The sequence below is a fragment of the Collinsella aerofaciens genome, assembly GCF_039752985.1.
Taxonomy (GTDB): Bacteria; Actinomycetota; Coriobacteriia; order Coriobacteriales; family Coriobacteriaceae; genus Collinsella; species Collinsella aerofaciens_BT.
In genome coordinates, this window is record NZ_JBDMHA010000006.1 from 5,054 (window position 1) to 22,115 (window position 17,062).

Annotated in this window: 17 protein-coding genes and 1 riboswitch; of the genes, 8 read left to right on the forward strand and 9 right to left on the reverse strand. The window is 61.3% G+C overall.

Annotated elements, in window-relative coordinates; genetic code table 11:
- Positions 1-365: 365 nt before the first annotated feature.
- Positions 366-1,181 (forward strand): putative RNA methyltransferase, encoded by an 816-nt coding sequence (locus tag ABHR76_RS01525; RefSeq protein WP_138375187.1) that lies wholly within the window; start codon positions 366-368, stop codon positions 1,179-1,181.
- Between the two features lie 128 nt (positions 1,182-1,309).
- On the opposite strand, the gene ABHR76_RS01530 is transcribed toward ABHR76_RS01525, so the two are convergent.
- Entirely contained in the window at positions 1,310-1,711 is a 402-nt protein-coding gene (locus ABHR76_RS01530; RefSeq protein ID WP_055286664.1) for a hypothetical protein, read from the reverse strand.
- Between the two features lie 440 nt (positions 1,712-2,151).
- Here ABHR76_RS01530 and ABHR76_RS01535 point away from each other — a divergent pair, with 440 nt between their 5' ends.
- A complete protein-coding gene (locus tag ABHR76_RS01535) occupies positions 2,152-2,856 on the forward strand; it encodes a class I SAM-dependent methyltransferase (RefSeq protein ID WP_195568654.1) in 705 nt (234 codons plus the stop codon).
- A 48-nt stretch (positions 2,857-2,904) separates the two neighbouring features.
- On the opposite strand, the gene ABHR76_RS01540 is transcribed toward ABHR76_RS01535, so the two are convergent.
- Positions 2,905-3,153, reverse strand: coding sequence for a hypothetical protein (locus ABHR76_RS01540; RefSeq protein WP_229025960.1), 249 nt, complete (start codon positions 3,151-3,153; stop codon positions 2,905-2,907).
- 125 nt (positions 3,154-3,278) lie between these two features.
- Between ABHR76_RS01540 and ABHR76_RS01545 the strand changes: the two genes are divergently transcribed.
- From ABHR76_RS01545 to ABHR76_RS01560, 4 genes are all read left to right on the forward strand, one after another.
- The gene (locus ABHR76_RS01545) at positions 3,279-3,767 is read left to right on the forward strand and encodes a GNAT family N-acetyltransferase (protein WP_138375184.1); all 489 of its coding nucleotides are present in this window, start codon (positions 3,279-3,281) and stop codon (positions 3,765-3,767) included.
- 305 nt (positions 3,768-4,072) lie between these two features.
- Entirely contained in the window at positions 4,073-6,076 is a 2,004-nt protein-coding gene (locus ABHR76_RS01550) for a GTP-binding protein (RefSeq protein ID WP_346976618.1), read from the forward strand.
- 93 nt (positions 6,077-6,169) lie between these two features.
- On the forward strand, positions 6,170-7,288 hold the full coding sequence (locus ABHR76_RS01555) for an AAA family ATPase (protein WP_346976619.1): 1,119 nt from the start codon (positions 6,170-6,172) through the stop codon (positions 7,286-7,288).
- The gene (locus ABHR76_RS01560; protein WP_430392679.1) at positions 7,281-9,794 is read left to right on the forward strand and encodes an excinuclease ABC subunit UvrA; all 2,514 of its coding nucleotides are present in this window, start codon (positions 7,281-7,283) and stop codon (positions 9,792-9,794) included. Before ABHR76_RS01555 ends, ABHR76_RS01560 begins: the two co-directional genes overlap by 8 nt.
- Before the next feature lie 28 nt (positions 9,795-9,822).
- On the opposite strand, the gene ABHR76_RS01565 is transcribed toward ABHR76_RS01560, so the two are convergent.
- From ABHR76_RS01565 to ABHR76_RS01580, 4 genes are all read right to left on the reverse strand, one after another.
- Positions 9,823-10,422 (reverse strand): tRNA (cytidine(34)-2'-O)-methyltransferase, encoded by a 600-nt coding sequence (locus tag ABHR76_RS01565; protein ID WP_117746161.1) that lies wholly within the window; start codon positions 10,420-10,422, stop codon positions 9,823-9,825.
- Positions 10,423-10,517: 95 nt separating this feature from the next.
- Positions 10,518-11,648 carry a GTP-binding protein gene (locus tag ABHR76_RS01570; RefSeq protein ID WP_346976621.1) on the reverse strand — a complete coding sequence of 377 codons (1,131 nt, stop codon included), beginning with the start codon at positions 11,646-11,648 and terminating at the stop codon, positions 10,518-10,520.
- Positions 11,649-11,734: 86 nt separating this feature from the next.
- A complete protein-coding gene (locus ABHR76_RS01575; RefSeq protein ID WP_006234522.1) occupies positions 11,735-12,076 on the reverse strand; it encodes an arsenate reductase family protein in 342 nt (113 codons plus the stop codon).
- A gap of 17 nt (positions 12,077-12,093) precedes the next feature.
- On the reverse strand, positions 12,094-12,720 hold the full coding sequence (locus ABHR76_RS01580) for a flavodoxin family protein (protein ID WP_346976622.1): 627 nt from the start codon (positions 12,718-12,720) through the stop codon (positions 12,094-12,096).
- Positions 12,721-12,975: 255 nt separating this feature from the next.
- Here ABHR76_RS01580 and ABHR76_RS01585 point away from each other — a divergent pair, with 255 nt between their 5' ends.
- Positions 12,976-13,845 (forward strand): patatin-like phospholipase family protein, encoded by an 870-nt coding sequence (locus ABHR76_RS01585; RefSeq protein ID WP_138111838.1) that lies wholly within the window; start codon positions 12,976-12,978, stop codon positions 13,843-13,845.
- A gap of 101 nt (positions 13,846-13,946) precedes the next feature.
- On the opposite strand, the gene ABHR76_RS01590 is transcribed toward ABHR76_RS01585, so the two are convergent.
- From ABHR76_RS01590 to thiM, 3 genes are read right to left on the reverse strand one after another with little or no spacing between them, the layout of a single operon-like run.
- On the reverse strand, positions 13,947-14,642 hold the full coding sequence (locus ABHR76_RS01590; RefSeq protein ID WP_117769839.1) for a thiamine phosphate synthase: 696 nt from the start codon (positions 14,640-14,642) through the stop codon (positions 13,947-13,949).
- Positions 14,639-14,980 (reverse strand): thiamine-binding protein, encoded by a 342-nt coding sequence (locus ABHR76_RS01595; protein WP_225093307.1) that lies wholly within the window; start codon positions 14,978-14,980, stop codon positions 14,639-14,641. Before ABHR76_RS01595 ends, ABHR76_RS01590 begins: the two co-directional genes overlap by 4 nt.
- Positions 14,981-14,983: 3 nt before the next feature.
- A complete protein-coding gene (thiM, locus tag ABHR76_RS01600; protein WP_346976623.1) occupies positions 14,984-15,823 on the reverse strand; it encodes a hydroxyethylthiazole kinase in 840 nt (279 codons plus the stop codon).
- 51 nt (positions 15,824-15,874) lie between these two features.
- A riboswitch (TPP riboswitch) is annotated at positions 15,875-15,985 on the reverse strand.
- 163 nt (positions 15,986-16,148) lie between these two features.
- Between thiM and ABHR76_RS01605 the strand changes: the two genes are divergently transcribed.
- Positions 16,149-17,057, forward strand: a complete 909-nt coding sequence (locus ABHR76_RS01605) for an HAD-IIB family hydrolase (protein ID WP_346976624.1) — start codon at positions 16,149-16,151, stop codon at positions 17,055-17,057.
- The last annotated feature ends 5 nt before the right edge of the window (positions 17,058-17,062 follow it).

Consider the following 17,062-nt stretch of genomic DNA (forward strand, 5'->3'; position numbering starts at 1 on the left):
CCCGAGAAGTTACCGATAATGACCGTGGCGATGAGGTTCGACAGCTGCTCCAAGATGCTCGTGGCGGCCACGGGGAAGGCGAACAGGGGAATATTGCGCCACAGCGAGCCGGTGGTCATGTCAATGTGCTTAGATACGGTGTCAGCCATACGCTCTCAATCTCTAACATGCTCTTTCGTGCTTATTTGCGCAGATGATGATACTCCTAATGCAACCAGTCGGCACTTGGGGACGTTCCTTTTCTGTCGGCAGCTGGGGACACTCCTTATCTCTTCTAACTAGTCATTCAAGAACGTCCCCAATGACTAGGTGGGGAAGGCGTGAGACAATGGTGGGCGTTGTGTTGTTCGCGCTAAGGAGTTGCCATGTTGTTGTGTCCCGTTTGCCATGAACCGTTGGTGGACGATGAGCGTGGGGCCGCATGTGCGGGCGGACACCGGTTTGACCGTGCGCGCGAGGGTTATCTATATCTACTGCGCTCGTCCAAGAGCGGCGACTCCATGGGCGATCCCAAGTCGCAGGCACGCAGCCGTCGTGACTTTCTAAACCGTGGCTACTATGCGCCGTTGCGCGATGCGATGGTCGAGCTGGTGCGTGAGCGGGCGGCTGGGTGCGCTGCGTCTACGAACGGCCCCATGACGTTGCTCGATATTTGCTGCGGCGAGGGCTACTACACCAGCGCCATGGGCGCGGTGCCGGGTGTGGATGCTTACGGTTTCGACCTGGGCAAAGAGATGGTACGCCTTGCCGCCAAGCGCGGCGATGCGACCTATTTCGTGGCCAACATGAAGGACGTCCCCGTGGCCGATGGCGCCTTCGATATGGTGACCGAGCTCTTTGCCCCCTTTAACGAGCGCGAGTTTGCCCGCGTGCTGGCACCCGAGGGCTCGCTCTACACCGTGGTGCCGGGTGCCCGTCATCTCTTTGGGCTCAAGGAGGTGCTCTACGACACGCCGTACCTTAACGATGAGAAGCTGCCGAAGACCACCGAGCTCGAGTTGGTCGGAACGCAGCGGGTGTCTGCGAATATTACGCTCCAGACCCAGGCCGATATCGAGGCGGTGTTCCAGATGACGCCGTACTACTACCGCACGCGCCCTGCCGACAAAGAGCGCCTGGCAAACCTGGAAACGCTCCAGACCGATATCGACTTCATCATCGCCGAGTACCGCCACAGCTAACAACCTGCCAAAAAGGGACAGGTTTATTTTGGTAGGTTTTATCTGGGCAAACGTAAAGGGCCGACCGCGGAGATGCGCGATCGGCCCTTTTTAGTTGCCTGGCTGCAGGGGTTATGAGAAGCGAGCGCTTATAGGCGGTCCTTGTTCTCGGCCTTAACGGCGTGTGCCTGCTGAACAAAGAACAGGTCGTACACCACGATGACAAAGGCGCCAAAGTTGATGGCGTCGCCGCCAAACGCGGGAAGCGTGAGCACCGCTTGGGCAAGCGTGGCGACCGCGGCAACAATACCGAGCTTAAACGCGCCGTCCACCTGCGAAGGCTTGTTGGCGCCCTTGATACCGGCGACGCCTGCGGCAAGGTCGACGAGACCCTTGGCGATAAGCACGACCGCTGCGAGTGTGGCGTACGAACCGTACGTGGAATCGAGACCGCCCGTGGCAATACCGACGCCGGCGGTGACGAGGCTGGCGATGCCCAAAACAAAGTAGATGAGAGCAAGGATTTTGAGAGTCTTGCGAGTGAAGCTCATGGCTGGTCCTTTCGATACGAGTACGCCAACTTGGCGCACCCAATGTACTGCACATATGGTGAAGCACATTGTAGTTCAACGCGGCGATGCATGCGTTTGAAAGCGCATTGAGCCCGCGCAGCCAAGCCCAACCTTTCAAAAAGGAAGGCTGGGCGTAAGTCAAATCGATGGCAGCGTATGCGCGGCGCTGCGATGATGGGTCCATGGTAAGAGCTGGTCTCAAGGAGGAGCCATGATGTACGGAGCAGGGCAAGTGCATGAGCCGCGGTCGTTGGGAAGGCGCATGAGTGATTCTGCGATCGCTGCCGTGTGCACGGGATTGATGACGGTGCTTTGCATTGGGATGCTGTGGGCCATGTCGCATGTGGGACAATAGCGAACGGTTGGGTGCTGACATAAACGGTGCCCCGCGTATTCGTTTTGCTTGTTAAGGAGTGTCCATGGGCGTCGTCGATCCCTTATCTGTTGCTCGGGCCGCGGGGCTTGAGCTGATCGGGAAGCCCGAGGGCCTCACGCTCACCGACGGCACGATGGAGCTGCGCGCGGATTTTGGCCGCATGCTGCCGCGACTCAAGCAGGGCCGTCTGCAGCAAGAGCTGTTGGTAAAGGCCGCGCGCACAAAAGGCATCGAGAGCCCATGGGCGATTGACGCCACGGCAGGCTTTGGCGAGGATTCGCTGCTGCTGGCGGCTGCGGGTTTTGCCGTCGATCTGTATGAGCAGGATTGCGTGATCGCGGCGCTCCTCAAGGATGCCTTGGATCGCGCGGCAGATGATCCGGCGCTTGCGACAGCCGTGGCGCGCATGCGCTTACATGCGGGCGAGGACAGCATTGCCGGTCTTCGCCATGTAGCTGAGTTGATCGGGCGGGGCGAGCTTGCCGCCCCCGACGTGGTGTATCTGGACCCCATGTTTCCCGAGCGCACCAAAAGTGCGGCGGTCAAAAAGAAGTTCCAACTCTTGCACCATCTGGAACAGCCATGTACCGATGAGGAATCGCTGGTCGAGGCGGCGCTTGCTGTGCATCCGCGCAAGGTCGTTATCAAGCGGCCGGTGAAGGGGCCACTGCTTGCCGGCGTTAAGCCGAGCTATCAACTTGCGGGCAAGGCCGTTCGTTACGATGTTTTGGTGCCGCCGCGCCCGTAGCTTGCGTGCGATGGCTGGCGCTCCGTCAATGCCGTGCCGATGCGGCGCCTATTTCCAAGGGTGCGACGTCAGGTGCCATCCGCCGCAGTATTCGCATTTGTAGCAGGCCAAACCGCGCCGCCCGCGGTTTTCGCAGTCGGCCATAACGGCCTCGGCCTCGGCGCGCGTGTCGTAACGGTTTTTGCGCTCGCACGACTTGTAGCGCCAGGCCTCATCGCGCTCGGCGTCCAGGGCGTCGCGGCGCTCGTCCTCGCGTGCAAACAGGTCGCTCATATCGCCGCCGGTGGCAGTGCTCAAAAACTCGCTTTTTGCTTTTGACCAGGCGGCTCGCTTTTTGCTCCCCATCTGCATCGCGCCCCTCTCCAAACGTTGGTATCATTGCTCAATCAAAGTGATACCAATAAACGTGAGGTCGCCGCGTGATGATCAGAAAAACCCTCGATACCGACATTCCCGCTGTCATGGCTATCTATGACGCGGCCCGCGCCTTTATGCGCGCGCATGGCAACGCCACACAGTGGCCCGAGGGCACGCCTTCTGCCGAGCAACTGGCTGCCGATATCGCCGCCGGTGGCAGCTATGTGTGCGAAGTCGATGGCCGCGTGGTGGCGACGTTTGCCTTTTTGCCCGGCCCGGACGAGTGCTATGACGTAATTGAGGATGGTCAATGGCGCAGCGACACTCCGTACGCCGTGCTGCACCGTGTGGCGTCCGATGGCACCGTGCACGGTATCGCGGCTGCGATGTTTGCCTTTGCCAAGGAGCGTGCCGATCACCTGCGCATCGACACGCATCAGGACAACCTGCCCATGCAGGGAGCCATCGCCAAGGCCGGGTTTAAGCGCGCCGGTATCGTATATGTGTCGGACGGTACGCCGCGCGTCGCGTTTGATTGGCTGCGCGAGGCATAAAGGCCGAGTCACATACCAGCGTTTCACCGAAATGAAAATGGCCCCGAGTGGGGCCATTTTTGGTAAAACGCGTTGTTGTGGGGCTCGCGTTGCTACCGTCCCAGATGACCCCGGGCAGACAAAAAAGGGAGGTGCCGGCTTTCGCAAGGCGCGAACCTACGAAAATCGCCGCGCGGCAACGCGGGGCGATGAGCTCGGTCGGGGGATAGGGCCCGCTTCGCCCGCCGGCCCGTAAATTGTATCATCCAGTGTGGAACGAGGATGCCCGTTGCCGCGTGCGATGGGCTTGCAATAAGAGGAGAGCCATGTCGAAGCAAGCGGTCGTTGGAATTGTGGCGCATGTCGATGCCGGCAAGACCACGCTGGCCGAGGCCATGCTGTTCAACGCGGGTCGCATTCGCAAGCGCGGCCGCGTGGACGATGGTGATTCGCATCTGGACACTGACGCGATCGAGCGCGAGCGTGGCATCACGATTTTCTCGTCGCAGGCCGTACTCGACCATGGCGATACCCACGTCATGCTCGTGGATGCACCGGGGCATGTCGATTTTTCGGCCGAGGCGGAGCGCACATTGCGCGCGCTGGACTACGCGATTTTAGTTGTGGGTGCCAACGACGGCGTGCAGGGGCACACCGAAACCCTGTGGCGCCTGCTTGCACGCTATGACATCCCGACGTTCATCTATATCAACAAAATCGATTTGGAGAATCCCGGCCGCGATGTTTTGCTGGCACAACTTGGGCAACGTCTTTCCGAGGGCTGCCTGGATGCCAGCGAACTGCTGGCGGGCGGCTCCGTTCAGGAGGACGCTGCTGCGTTGGACGAGGCGGCGCTCGAGGAGTTTCTTGAGGCGGGTGAGCTTTCTGTCGCAATGCTGTCACGCATGGTTGCCGAGCGCAAATTGTTTCCCTGCTTTGCGGGATCGGCGCTCAAGGACCAGGGCGTGGCAGAGCTGCTCGACGGCATATGTGCTCTGATGCGCGAGCGAACATGGCCCCAGGAGTTCGCCGCGCGTGTCTACCGCGTGAGTCGTGGAGAGCGTGGCGAGCGTCTTGCCTGGGTCAAGGTGACGGGCGGCATGCTGCATGCCAAGCAGATGATTAGCGGACGTTCCGGTGCCGAGGCATGGGAGCAGAAGGTCGATCAGGTGCGCATCTATAACGGCGAGAAGTATGAGCTTGCCCAAGAAGTTGCCGCTGGCGGTATTTGTGCCGTGACGGGTCTTGCGCACGTTCGCCCAGGGGACGCCCTGGGTGCGGAGCCCGCGGGCGATGCGCCTGTCATTGCGCCGGTTCTCACCTATACGGTGCTTCCGGGCGAACACGATGTCCACGCGGTGTTCAAAGCACTGACAGAGTTAGCGGACGAAGATCCTATGCTCGGCGTAAGCTGGAATACTCATCTGGAGCAGATTCACCTGCAGCTGATGGGCGCCGTGCAACTCGAGGTCGTGCAGCGGGTGTTGGCAGATCGTTTTGGCCTTTCGATTGCGTTTGAGCCCGGCGTCATTCTCTATAAGGAGACTATTTCGCAGCCGGTCGAGGGCGTGGGCCACTTTGAGCCGCTGCGCCACTATGCCGAGGTACATCTGCGTTTGGAGCCGTTACCGGCGGGCTCGGGCGTGCAATTTGGCACCGTGACCTCGACTGACGAGCTCGACTTGAACTGGCAGCGTCTGGCGCTCACCAACGCCATGGAGCGCGATCACCTGGGCGTGCTGACTGGCTCGCCCGTCACTGATGTGCGCATTACGCTCACGGGCGGCCGTGCGCATGCCAAACACACCGAGGGCGGCGATTTTCGCCAGGCCACGTACCGCGCGATTCGCCAGGGGTTCATGCAGGCGCGTGAGGCGGGCGCGGCGGTGCTGTTGGAGCCGTGGTACCACTTTGAGCTCGAGGTGCCGGGGGAGTGTGTGGGCCGGGCGCTTTCGGATGCTACGCGTATGGGTGCCGAGTACGAGCCGCCGACGATGGCGGGAGACCGCGCCAAGCTCATGGGCCGCGTGCCGGCATCCGAAGTGCAGGATTACGCGCTGGAGGTGGCTGCCTATACGAGTGGCCGCGGGCATCTGTACCTGGAGTTTGCCGGCCACGCGCCCTGTCATGATGCTGAGCGCGTAATTGAGGCGGCCGCCTATAAGCCCGAGGCCGATCTGCCCAATACGCCCGACTCGGTCTTCTGCTCTCATGGCGCCGGCTACACCGTCAAGTGGCACGACGTCCCCGCCACGGCGCACGTAAAGGTCGATCCCGCCACCTTTCGCCCCTGGCGAGCAGCAGACGCCGAGTTTTTCGGCCACATGTGACAAAGGGACAGTTCCTTTGTCACATGCTATTGGTATAACTCGGTACAAGTTGGTATAACTATTGCCAAGGTTTGCCAATCCGAGGAGGCCGACATGAATCCAAATCCCTTTAAGCCCACGGCTGGCAAGCGGCCTCCGATACTCATCGGTCGCGAGTCGGTCATCGAAGATTTCGAGGAAGGGCTCGATAACGGCGCCGGAGCGCCGGGCAGGCTCATACTCATTACGGGAAACCGCGGTTGCGGCAAGACGGTTCTCCTGCGGGAGCTGCAACGTCTAGCCAATGAGCGCGGATGGGCGGTTGTCTCCGATTCCGCTTCGCTTGGCTTATGCGACCGCTTGGCCGATGCACTTCGCTCGAATAAACCCGTTGTGACGTCAATGGAACTCAGTCCATCATTCGGGCGCATGTCGGTCGAGGCGGCGTGTGCAAAGGGTGAAACGCTGCGCGGGCTGGTCAACGAGCGCCTTAAGAAGCTCGATCCAGGCAAAGGCATGCTGTTTGCGATTGACGAGGCACAATCGGCGTCTATCGAGGAGCTGGCGGCCCTTGCCGTTCTCTATCAGCAGGTGCTCGGAGACCAGGATGCCACGGGCTTGTCCGATAGCGACCAGCGCGGTCTTGCGCTGGTGTTTGCCGGCTTACCCAGTATGGTTGACGATCTGCTCGAAGAGCCGAGCGTGACGTTTTTGCGGCGTGCCCAGCAGCGTACGCTGGGGGCGATTTCTTTGCCCAAGGTGCGCGATTCATATATCCAGACGGTCAAAAACGCTGGTCTTTACGTTGACGCGGGGACGGCGGATCTTGCGGCACACAAGAGCATGGGGCATCCCTATATGGTTCAGCTGGTGGGCTATTACATGTGGCGCTCTGCTGTCCGGCGTGGCTCGCAAGTCATCGAAAGGCACGATGTCGAGGATGGCCATGCGGATGCCGTCTCCGAGTTCTACGAAGCGGTTGACGCGCCTCTATATTACGGGCTGCGCAGTCCACAGCGCCTTTTTATCGAGGCCATGGCGGTTGACGAGGGCAAACCGACTCGCATGGCGGATATCATTGAGCGCTGCGATCGCACCCAGAGCTGGGCGAGCAAATATCGCGCAAGCCTGATTCGCGAGCGTGTCATCGAGGCTGCCGGATACGGCCTCGTCCGATTTACCGTGCCCATGCTGGGCGCGTACGTTCGCGATCGAGTTTTATGGCATGAGTAGGGTGATAAAGGTGACGGAACAGAAGATGAGCCCGCAGGCTATCGAGGTACGCGGCGCGCGCGTCCATAACCTCAAAGACATCGATATCGATATTCCGCTGGGAAAGCTGGTGGGTATTGCCGGCGTATCGGGTTCGGGCAAGAGTTCGCTGGCACTGGGGGTTCTTTATGCCGAGGGTTCGCGCCGCTACTTGGAAGCGCTCAGCACCTATACTCGACGTCGCCTGACGCAGGCCGAACACGCCCAGGTGGATGAGGTATTGCACGTACCGGCGGCGCTCGCATTGCATCAGCGCCCCAGCGTGCCGGGCGTGCGCTCGACCTTTGGTACCATGACCGAGCTCAACAACAGCCTGCGCCTGCTCTTTAGCCGTTGCGCCCATCACGTGTGTCCGCACTGCGGGGCGCGCGTGGAGCCGAGCCTTAACGTGGCTGCGGGCCTGTCGCTCACGTGCCCTGCATGCGGTCGCGAGTTCTACGCGCCGAGCGCCGAGGACCTTGCCTTTAACAGCGGCGGTGCCTGTCCCACCTGCGGCGGCACCGGTGTCATGCGCGAGGTGGACGAAGCGAGCCTGGTGCCCGATGAGTCAAAGACTATCAACGAGGGCGCGGTGCTTCCCTGGGGTACGCTCATGTGGGATCTGATGAAGCAAGTGGCTGGCGAGATGGGCGTGCGCACCGATGTGCCGTTTAACCAGCTCACGCCTGAAGAACGCGACATCGTGTTCCACGGCCCGGCGGTTAAGAAGCACATTCTCTACGTTCCCAAAAACGGCGAGGGTGCCACGCCGCTCGACTTCACCTATTACAACGCCGTCTATACCGTCGAGAATGCGCTCGCCAAGGTTAAGGACGACAAGGGCCTCAAACGCGTTGCGCGCTTTTTGCGCGAGGGAGCATGCCGCGATTGCGGCGGCACGCGTCTCTCCGAGGCTGCGCGCCAGCCCCAGGTGTGCGGTATCAATCTGGCGCAGGCCGCGGCCATGACGCTTGGCGATGCGGTTGAGTGGGTGCGCGGGGTGCCCGCATCCTTGCCGCCCGAGATGCGGCCCATGGCGACGGATATCTGCGATTCGTTTTTGAGCGTGGCCCGTCGTCTGGTCGACCTGGGTCTCGATTACCTTTCACTCGACCGCGCTGGTGCCACGCTCTCCACGGGTGAGCGCCAGCGCGTTCAGCTCGCCCGCGTGGTGCGCAACCGATCGACGGGCGTGCTCTATGTGCTGGACGAGCCTTCGATCGGCTTACATCCCGCCAATGTCGACGGCTTGGTGGGCGTGATGCGCGATCTGGTGGATGACGGCAACACCGTGGTTGTTGTCGACCACGATACGCGCGTACTGGCGGAAGCCGACTATCTGGTCGAGATGGGCCCCGTTGCCGGAGCAGGCGGCGGCAGTGTAATCGCCGCTGGTACGGTAGACGAGGTCGAGCAATCGCAGGGCAGCCGTATCGCGCCGTTTTTGCGCGCCGAGCTCAAGCGCTTGCGTCCGCAGGTGACTGACGACGAAATGTTCGACCAGGGACATATCCGCATGGCAACCGATGCCATCCATACCGTCAAGCCGCTCGAGGTTGATATCCCGCGCGGCCGCCTTGTCGCGGTAACGGGCGTTTCGGGTTCGGGTAAGACGACGCTCGTGCTCGAGACGCTCATTCCTGCACTTAAGGCGCAGGCAGCTGGCGAGCGCTTGCCGGGGCACGTGCGTTGGGTCGATGCCGAGGGCATTGGCCGCGCAAATCTGATTGACGCTACGCCCATCGGCGCCAACGTACGCTCGACGGTAGCGACCTATGCCGACATTCATGACGAGCTGCGCCGCGCCTTCGCCCGTACGCCCGAGGCTAAGGCAGCCGGCTACAAGGCGGGCGCCTTTAGCTACAACACCGGCGCCTTGCGCTGCCCTACGTGTGACGGCACGGGCTCGATATCGCTCGACGTGCAGTTTTTGCCCGACGTCGAGATCATCTGCCCGGCATGCCGTGGTTCGCGCTACGCCGAGGCCGCCTCGCATATCCATCGCGAGGGCAAGGACGGGAGCTTGCTTACGTTGCCGCAGCTCATGGACATGAGTGTGGACGAGGCCCTCGACGCCACGGTGGGACTCAAGAAAGTCCAGGCGCGCTTGCAGACCTTGCATGACCTAGGCTTGGGCTATCTCACGCTCGGTGAGCCCACGCCGGCGCTCTCGGGCGGCGAGGCACAACGCCTTAAGCTCGCGAGCGAGATGGGCCGCGTGCAGGACGATGCCGTGTTCGTATTCGACGAGCCCACGATCGGACTACATCCGCTCGATGTTCAGGTGTTGCTGAGTGTGTTCGACGGCCTTGTTTCCAAGGGCGCCACGGTTATCGTGATCGAACACGATCTCGACCTTATCCGTAACGCCGATTATGTGATCGACATGGGCCCGGGCGGTGGCGACGCCGGCGGGCAAATCGTCTGCGCCGGCACGCCGGGCGACATCGCTGCCTGCTCCAAGAGCATTACCGGTCGCTACCTATAGGCAATGCGACAAAGGGACAGCCCCTTTGTCACATGTTGGCGAAGCCTGTTTGGCGTAGGGCCTCGTAGAGGACGATGGCGGCGCTGTTGGAGAGGTTGAGTGCACTGATGCGGTAGTCGTCCGGATTGACGAAGTTGCCGCAGATATCCTGCTGAAGGATGGCCTCGTGGCTGTCCTCGGTATGTCCCAGCGATTCCTCGTGGGCTTCCCAGGCCTCGGCGTTGTCGAGTGAGTCACAATCGCGCAACATGGGGATGCGCTCGCAGCGCTCGGGCGCCGCGGCAAGCAGTGGCTCGGGAATGCCCGAGCTCTCGCTGCCAAAGACCAAGTAGTCGCCATCGCGGTAGGTACTCTGCGCATAGGTGCGGCGTGCCTTTTTGGTCAGCAGATGCAGACGTTCGTCGGCAGGGGAGAGGCCGTTGCGCGCAAGGAAATCCTCCCAGCCGGCATAGGTCGTCACGTCCAAGTTTTGCCAGTAGCCCAGTCCGGCGCGACGCACCGTCTTGTCATCGAGCGAAAACCCCAGCGGCTCTACCAGATGCAGGCGGGCGCCGGCAACCACGCAGGTGCGGCCGATATTGCCCGTATTGGCCGGAATCTCGGGCGCATACAGCACGATGTTGAACATGAATCTCCTTGGCTCAGAACGAAAAACCACCACGAAGGGCACCTTCGTGGTGGTTTGGCGGCTACGTAGGCGGAAAAATGCCCGCTTGGATAAACCTAGGCGCGGTGCCAGTCGGACAGGCAGGCATCGAGGGAGGCGATGAGCGCATCCTTGTCCATGTGACGGCCGATGATGCACAGGCTCGTCATGCGGTCGCCCGTCTCGTCGTCCCAAATTTGCATGATCTCGGGGTTCTCGTCGATGATCTTCTGCTTCTCGCCCTCGGGCGCGGAGTCAACGAACAGACCGTTCTCCATCAGGCGCATCTGGTGGCCGGCCTGCTCAAACATGTAGCACATGTCCGGATTGCCGGTCTGCCACAGCGGACCCTTGACGCGAATGACCTCGTCGGGCCACTCCTGCTCAACAAAATCGGTGAACTTCTGCAGGTCAAACGGCTTGCGGCGCGAGTACACAAAGGTCTCGATGTCGTACTCGAGCACCTCGGGGTCATCGTGCTCCTCGGGATGCTCCATGGCATCGATCCAGGCGGCGGAGTTGTAGGCGCGCATAAAGTCGAAGCGGTCGGTGTCGAGCAGCTCCTCCATGGGGACCTCGCCGTTTTGGGCCTCGACGATCACGGCATCTTTCTGCAGGCTGCGCACGATGGCCTTGAGCTCGGCGATCTGCTCAGGGCTCACGGTATCGGTCTTGTTGAGAATCAGCGTGGAGCAGAACTCGATCTGCTGGATGAGCAGGCTCTCGATGTCGTCCTCGTCGATATCCTCTGCCAGCAGGTCGCGACCGCCGTTGAACTCGTCGTACATGCGGGCGCAGTCGACCACGGCCACGATGTTGTCGAGCGCGAGCTTGGGCTCGCCGCCCACCTTGGCCTCGTCGCAGAAGCTCGAGATGGTGTAGGCGATGGGGATAGGCTCGCAAATACCCGATGCCTCGATGATGATGTAGTCGAAGTTGCCCGAATCGGCGATGCCCTGCAGCTGGTTGGCCAGGTCGTCCGAAAGCGTGCAGCAGATGCAGCCGTTGGTGAGCGGGATGAGGTCGTCGGTCTCGGAAAGGCCGCCGTCGGCGATAAGGCTGGCGTCGACATTGATCTCGCCGATGTCGTTGACGATCACGGCGGCGCGGATGCCGCCGTCGTTAGCGAGGATGTGGTTGAGCAGCGTGGTCTTGCCGGCACCGAGGTATCCGGTAAGCATGATGATCTTCACGGGTTTGTTGGGCATGTGCCCTCCTTTGTTAGACATGGCTTACAGTTGAATCTTATGCCAAACGCCTGCTCTTATACCCACGCGCCGGCAAATAACACAAGCTACTCCCAGGCTCCCCATACATCGGGGCAATAACCGACGGTGGCCTTCTTGCCGTTGCGCACGATGGGCTCGGCTAGAACCTGCTGGTTCTCGAGCAGCTTGTCGAAGCGCTGGCTAGGGGTGAGGTGCTGGATGAGCGCGAGTGTCTCCTCGTCCTTGGCTTTGGGGTTGAGCAGCTTGTCGATGCCGCCGACCGCCTGCATCACGCTCGTGAGCTCGCCCTTGCTCATCTCCTTTTCCTTAAGGTCGATAAACTGCACCTTAATGCGGCGCTCTTTGAAGAAGCGCTGTGCTTTCTTGGTATCGAAGGACTTTTTGGTGCCAAAAATCTGCACGTTCATGTATTTGTTCCGCCGTTCTACCTGATGAAGTTGGTCGTTGCTCGATCTGCCTCGGGTGCGTTGATGCCGGCGGCCTGTCCTGCCTCGATACAGCGAAGGAGCCAGGCCATGTTTTTGCCGATGTTGCGCATGGTGGCAAGGCCCTCGGCGTCCCCATTGGCGTCGCCGGGCACGCGACCAAACACGTTGTTCCAGTACGTGGAGGCGACCACGGGCATCTGGTTGATGGTGAAGTACTTGTTGAGCACATCGAAGGTGGTCGATGTACCGCCGCGACGGGCGACGGCGACGGCAGCGCCCGGCTTGTGTGCAAAGGCTTTGCCTCCGGCATAGAATGCGCGGTCGAGAGCCGAGAGGATGCGTCCGCTGGGGTGCGCGTAGTAGACGGGCGAGCCAAAGACAAAGCCGTCTGCCTGCTTGGCGGCAGCGATGAGCTCGTTCACCACGTCATCGTCAAAGGTGCAGCGACCGCCAAGCTTGCCGCACTGACCGCAGCCGATGCAGTCGCGAATGGGCTTGGCGCCCAGCTGAAACACCTCGGTATCAATACCTTCGGCATTGAGCTGCTCGGCGACCTCGGCGAGTGCACGGGCGGTGTTGCCGTTTGCCTTGGGGCTGCCATTGACCAAAAGAACCTTCATCATAAACTCCCTCTGCTTTTGGTGACTTCTGCTGAGAATTATCTCACGTTGCGTGCGATGACGTCGGCATGGTGCGGGCGATGTTTATCCCGCAACGTTCTTAAGGGCGTTCATGCCTAAGGCCATCTAGGGGCATTGCGGTACGGCATGGGGAATGCATTGGGAAACGTTCGATAAATGCTTATAAACACGTTTTTGACGGCATACGTTGACAGATATACTTGTTGAGTTCAAAAGCATGGGAACGGAGATGGTTGCATGACACAGCCGGAGACATCACACACGGTGGGGCTTGCGCTCGAGGGAGGCGGCTACCGCGGTATGTATACGGCGGGCGTGCTCGACGTTTGGATGGAGCACGGTTTGACCTGCGACCATATGGTGGGTGTCTCGGCGGGTGCGGCGTTTGGCTACAACTTTAAATCGCGCCAGATCGGCCGCGCCATTCGCTATAACAAGGCCTATTGTGCCGATAAGCGCTATGCGGGTGTAGCAAGCTGGCTGCGGACCGGCGATATGTTCAATGCCGATTTTGCCTATCACGAGGTGCCTATCGAGCGCGATCCCATCGACCTGGAGACATATCGCGCCTGTCCCATGCGGTTTACGTGCGTGTGTACCGATATCGAGACGGGCAAGGCTGTCTACCACGACCTGCCCTATGGCGATGAGCGCGATATCGAGTGGATCCGGGCGTCGTCGGCTATTCCCGTGGCGACGCGTCCTGTTGTCATTGAGGGACACAAATATCTGGATGGTGGCGTGGCTGATTCTATTCCCAGTGCATGGCTGTTTGCGCAGGGCTACGACCGCAACGTGGTGGTGCTGACGCAACCGGCGGGCTTTGTAAAGCAGCCCAACAGCGTTATGCCCATGCTGCGGCGCGTGTTCCGTCACTACCCGGAGTTTGTCGCGGCGCTTGAGCATCGGCATGAGGTCTACAATGCCACGCTCGATGACCTGGCGCGTCGCGAGGCTGCCGGCGAGGTCTTTATGGTGCGGCCGAGCGAATCGGTGAAGGTGCCGTCGCTGTGCCGCGAACCGGATGAGCTCGAGCGCATCTATCAGATCGGTCGTCGAGATGCGGAGGCGACTTTGCCGGCGTTGAAAGCGTATCTGGCGGGGTAAGGGTCGCATGCGGAAAGCGCATCCCGGAATGGAGGCTCAAACTGGGATGCGCTTTCCATTGCTGAAGATATGAGGCTGCGAATCAGCTGCTCGGCCTAGACTTACGCCTGCTGCCAGGTGTCGACGAGCTCCTTGGCCGCGGCGTAGGGGTCATCGGCGCTGCAGACGGCACTCACCACAAAGAAGCCGTCGACGCCGGTGGCCTTGAGCTGTGGCAGGTCGGCCGTCTTGACGCCGCCGCCCACCACGATGGGCACGGGGCTTGCCGCGTGGAGGGCGGCCAGGTCCTCAAAGCTCTTGGTGATGATAGAGCCGTCGGCCGCGCGTCCGCAGTCGCGCTTGGTCTCGGTCTCGTGGAGTGGGCCGATGCCCAGGTAGTCGACTAGGCTCATGTCGGCGGTCTTGACGTACTCGAGCATCTCCTCGCAACGGGCGGAAAGGCCCACGATGGCGTTGGGCCCCAGCAGCTTGCGACAGACCTCGACGGGAATGTCGCTCTGGCCCACGTGCACGCCGTCGACAGCAATACCCTGCTCGCGCGCGGCGAGTACGCAGTCCAGGCGGTCGTCGATCAGCAGGGCAACCTGACCGGTTTTGCCGGCCTGTGCGATTGCCTGCGCGGCGTCGCCCGTCAGCGCAATGATCTCGCGGGCGCTTGCCACCTTGGAGCGCACCTGGATGCAGGTAAAGCCGGCGTCGAGCGCCTGGGCCACCACATCGCCCACGGGACGCCCGAGCGTGTTTTCGGGGCCGAGTACCAGATAGGCCGAGATATCAAGGTTGTCGCGGATGCTCATCGTGCTTCCTCCTGCTTTTTGATCTGCGCTTCCATGCGTTCGAGCTTGCCGGTCATGGTGTCGGTAAATCCGGGTCGAATATCGGCTTTGAGCACGACTTCGGTGCGGATGCCCTTGCTCGCCAACACAAAGGTTGCGTCGCGCACGACCTGCATGACCTCGTCCCAGTCGCCCTCGATCTCGGTGAACATGGAGGTGGTGCGGTTGGGCAGGCCGCTCTCGCGAATGACACGCACGACCTCGGCGACCTCGGCGGATAGCTCATCGCCGGTGCCGCACGGGGCGATGGCCACGGCGACGAGCGTGTTCATGCCGGCATTGGTTGCGGGCTCGGACATGGCCTATGCCTCCTCGAGCTCGAGTCGGTTATCGGCGATGTCTTGGGCGGTTGCGCGGTAGAGCTCGTCGATAAAGGCGACCTTAAAGCTTGCCGGGGCGTCGGCGACAGCGGCGGCACGCGTGCCGGCCACGTTGTAGACGGCGGTGCCGCAGACGGCTGCCGTAAACGGGTCGGCGGCGCAGGCGTACACGGCCAGCACGCCGCCCTGCGAGCAGCCGCAGCCGGTGATCTTGGACATGAGCGGGCTGCCGCCGTGAGACTTGGCCACCGTCGTGCCGTCGGTGATCAGGTCGACTTCGCCCGAGACCACAACGGCGCCACCGGTGTGGCGAGCGAGCGCCACGGCGGCACCACGGGCGGCGTCGACCGTGTCGGTGGTATCGACACCGCGCACGCGGCTCAGATCGGCCGCCTCGCCCTCAAGACCCCACAGGCCGGCGAGCGCGATAATCTCGGAGGCGTTGCCGCGCACGATGGTGGGCTTGTACTGCTTGAGCTCGTTGACCAGCTGGGTGCGCAGGCTACCGATACCCAGGCCCACCGGATCGAGCACCCAGGGCTTACCGGCGTCGTGTGCCGCCTTGGCCGCGCGGGGAATCGTTTGCTCGTAAATGGGGAAGAGCGTGCCCATGTTGAGATAGATGGCGCCGCCGCCGGCAACGAGTGCCTCGCCCTCGTCGGGCAGATAGACCATGGCGGCCGATCCGCCCACGGCGAGCTGCGCGTTGGCGACAAAGTCGATCGTCACCGTGTTGGTGATGGAACCGGCCATCGGATTGGTAGCGCGAATCTCCTCCACGGCCTTGACCATATGTTGCTTAAGCTGTTCCGAATCAATCACTGCACATGCCTCCTTGGCATAGAAAAGGGGCGCTGTGCATAGACAGCGCCCCTGTAAAGGCGGCATGCTCCCTACGCCAGCATTAACTGACAGGTTCAAAGGATTGGGCCCATTGCCCTCTCAGCCTTGTGGTTTGCACCGCCGGCACTCCCGCATCGAATCTGTTGTTCCCTATACTAACGCACCTGCCAAAAAGGGACAGGTTTATTTTGGCAGGTAACAACTGGGACTTTGCGTTTTCCCAGATGAAACCTGCCGAAATAAACCTGTCCCTTTTTGGCAGGTCGGTACAATAGATGGGATTAAGAATGACCGAGGGGACCTTATGATCAAACTTGTGCTGACCGATATGGACGATACACTGATTCCAGCCGGGCATGACGGCGCCAGCGACTACGCCATTGAGGGTATTCATGCCATGCAGGCGGCGGGTTTGCACTTTGGCCCGGTTTCGGGTCGCCAGCCGTCCGCGATGGGCTGGATGTTCAAAAATCGTTCCGAGTGCTTCTCGACCGGTGCGTTCTGTAACGGCCAGGTGATGTTTGTCGACGGCGAGGTTGTTGCCTCCCGTGCGAGCGACAACGGTGCCCTCATGCGCCTTGCCGACTATCTTGAGCAAGAGACCGACGATACCTATCTGAAGGTCTATAGCCTGGGCGATGGCTTTTGGGGCAACGATGCCTATTGCGTGACGAGTGATCCCGAGCGCGTTCGTCGCGCCATGGAGTCGGGCGGCAACGCATGGCTCAAAGGCGAAGAGGCCCCGTGCCGTCCTGTTGTCGATGACGCGCCGGTGTTCAAGGCGAATATCTGGAGCGCCCGCTCGCGCGAAGAGCTTGCCGAGCTGCGTGAGCGCGTTGCCGCCGAGGTGCCGGAACTCTCGCTTGTGTTTCCCAACAACCGAGTGCGCCTGTTCGACATCCTTCCGGCTGGTTGGGACAAGGGCTGCGCTGCGCTGGAGCTGGCGCGCGCTTTGGACCTGACGCCCGACGAGGTGGCCGTATTCGGTGATTCCGATAACGACCTGCCCATGATCGATGCCGTTCCCAACTCCGTTGCAGTCGCCAATGCCAACGAGGCCGTCACGGCTGCCGCGCGCTGGCATATCGGCGCTGCGGCAGACGATGCGGTTGCCGGGGTTCTGCATCAGATTGCCGCCTGCGCCGCGACGGGGGAGATGCCGCCGTTTATGCGCCAGATGGATGCGACGGGTTTCGACGTCACGAACGTCTAGGGAGA

Excerpts from the sequence above, each read along its gene's own strand:
- ABHR76_RS01605 (WP_346976624.1), top strand. The coding sequence starts at position 16,149 with ATGATCAAACTTGTGCTGACCGATATGGACGATACACTGATTCCAGCC.
- ABHR76_RS01525 (WP_138375187.1), top strand. The coding sequence starts at position 366 with ATGTTGTTGTGTCCCGTTTGCCATGAACCGTTGGTGGACGATGAGCGT.
- ABHR76_RS01585 (WP_138111838.1), top strand. The coding sequence starts at position 12,976 with ATGACACAGCCGGAGACATCACACACGGTGGGGCTTGCGCTCGAGGGA.
- ABHR76_RS01550 (WP_346976618.1), top strand. The coding sequence starts at position 4,073 with ATGTCGAAGCAAGCGGTCGTTGGAATTGTGGCGCATGTCGATGCCGGC.
- ABHR76_RS01555 (WP_346976619.1), top strand. The coding sequence starts at position 6,170 with ATGAATCCAAATCCCTTTAAGCCCACGGCTGGCAAGCGGCCTCCGATA.
- ABHR76_RS01575 (WP_006234522.1), bottom strand. The coding sequence starts at position 12,076 with ATGAACGTGCAGATTTTTGGCACCAAAAAGTCCTTCGATACCAAGAAA.
- ABHR76_RS01530 (WP_055286664.1), bottom strand. The coding sequence starts at position 1,711 with ATGAGCTTCACTCGCAAGACTCTCAAAATCCTTGCTCTCATCTACTTT.
- ABHR76_RS01580 (WP_346976622.1), bottom strand. The coding sequence starts at position 12,720 with ATGATGAAGGTTCTTTTGGTCAATGGCAGCCCCAAGGCAAACGGCAAC.
- ABHR76_RS01590 (WP_117769839.1), bottom strand. The coding sequence starts at position 14,642 with ATGAGCATCCGCGACAACCTTGATATCTCGGCCTATCTGGTACTCGGC.
- ABHR76_RS01545 (WP_138375184.1), top strand. The coding sequence starts at position 3,279 with ATGATCAGAAAAACCCTCGATACCGACATTCCCGCTGTCATGGCTATC.
- ABHR76_RS01565 (WP_117746161.1), bottom strand. The coding sequence starts at position 10,422 with ATGTTCAACATCGTGCTGTATGCGCCCGAGATTCCGGCCAATACGGGC.
- ABHR76_RS01595 (WP_225093307.1), bottom strand. The coding sequence starts at position 14,980 with ATGTCCGAGCCCGCAACCAATGCCGGCATGAACACGCTCGTCGCCGTG.
- ABHR76_RS01535 (WP_195568654.1), top strand. The coding sequence starts at position 2,152 with ATGGGCGTCGTCGATCCCTTATCTGTTGCTCGGGCCGCGGGGCTTGAG.
- ABHR76_RS01560 (WP_430392679.1), top strand. The coding sequence starts at position 7,281 with ATGAGTAGGGTGATAAAGGTGACGGAACAGAAGATGAGCCCGCAGGCT.
- ABHR76_RS01570 (WP_346976621.1), bottom strand. The coding sequence starts at position 11,648 with ATGCCCAACAAACCCGTGAAGATCATCATGCTTACCGGATACCTCGGT.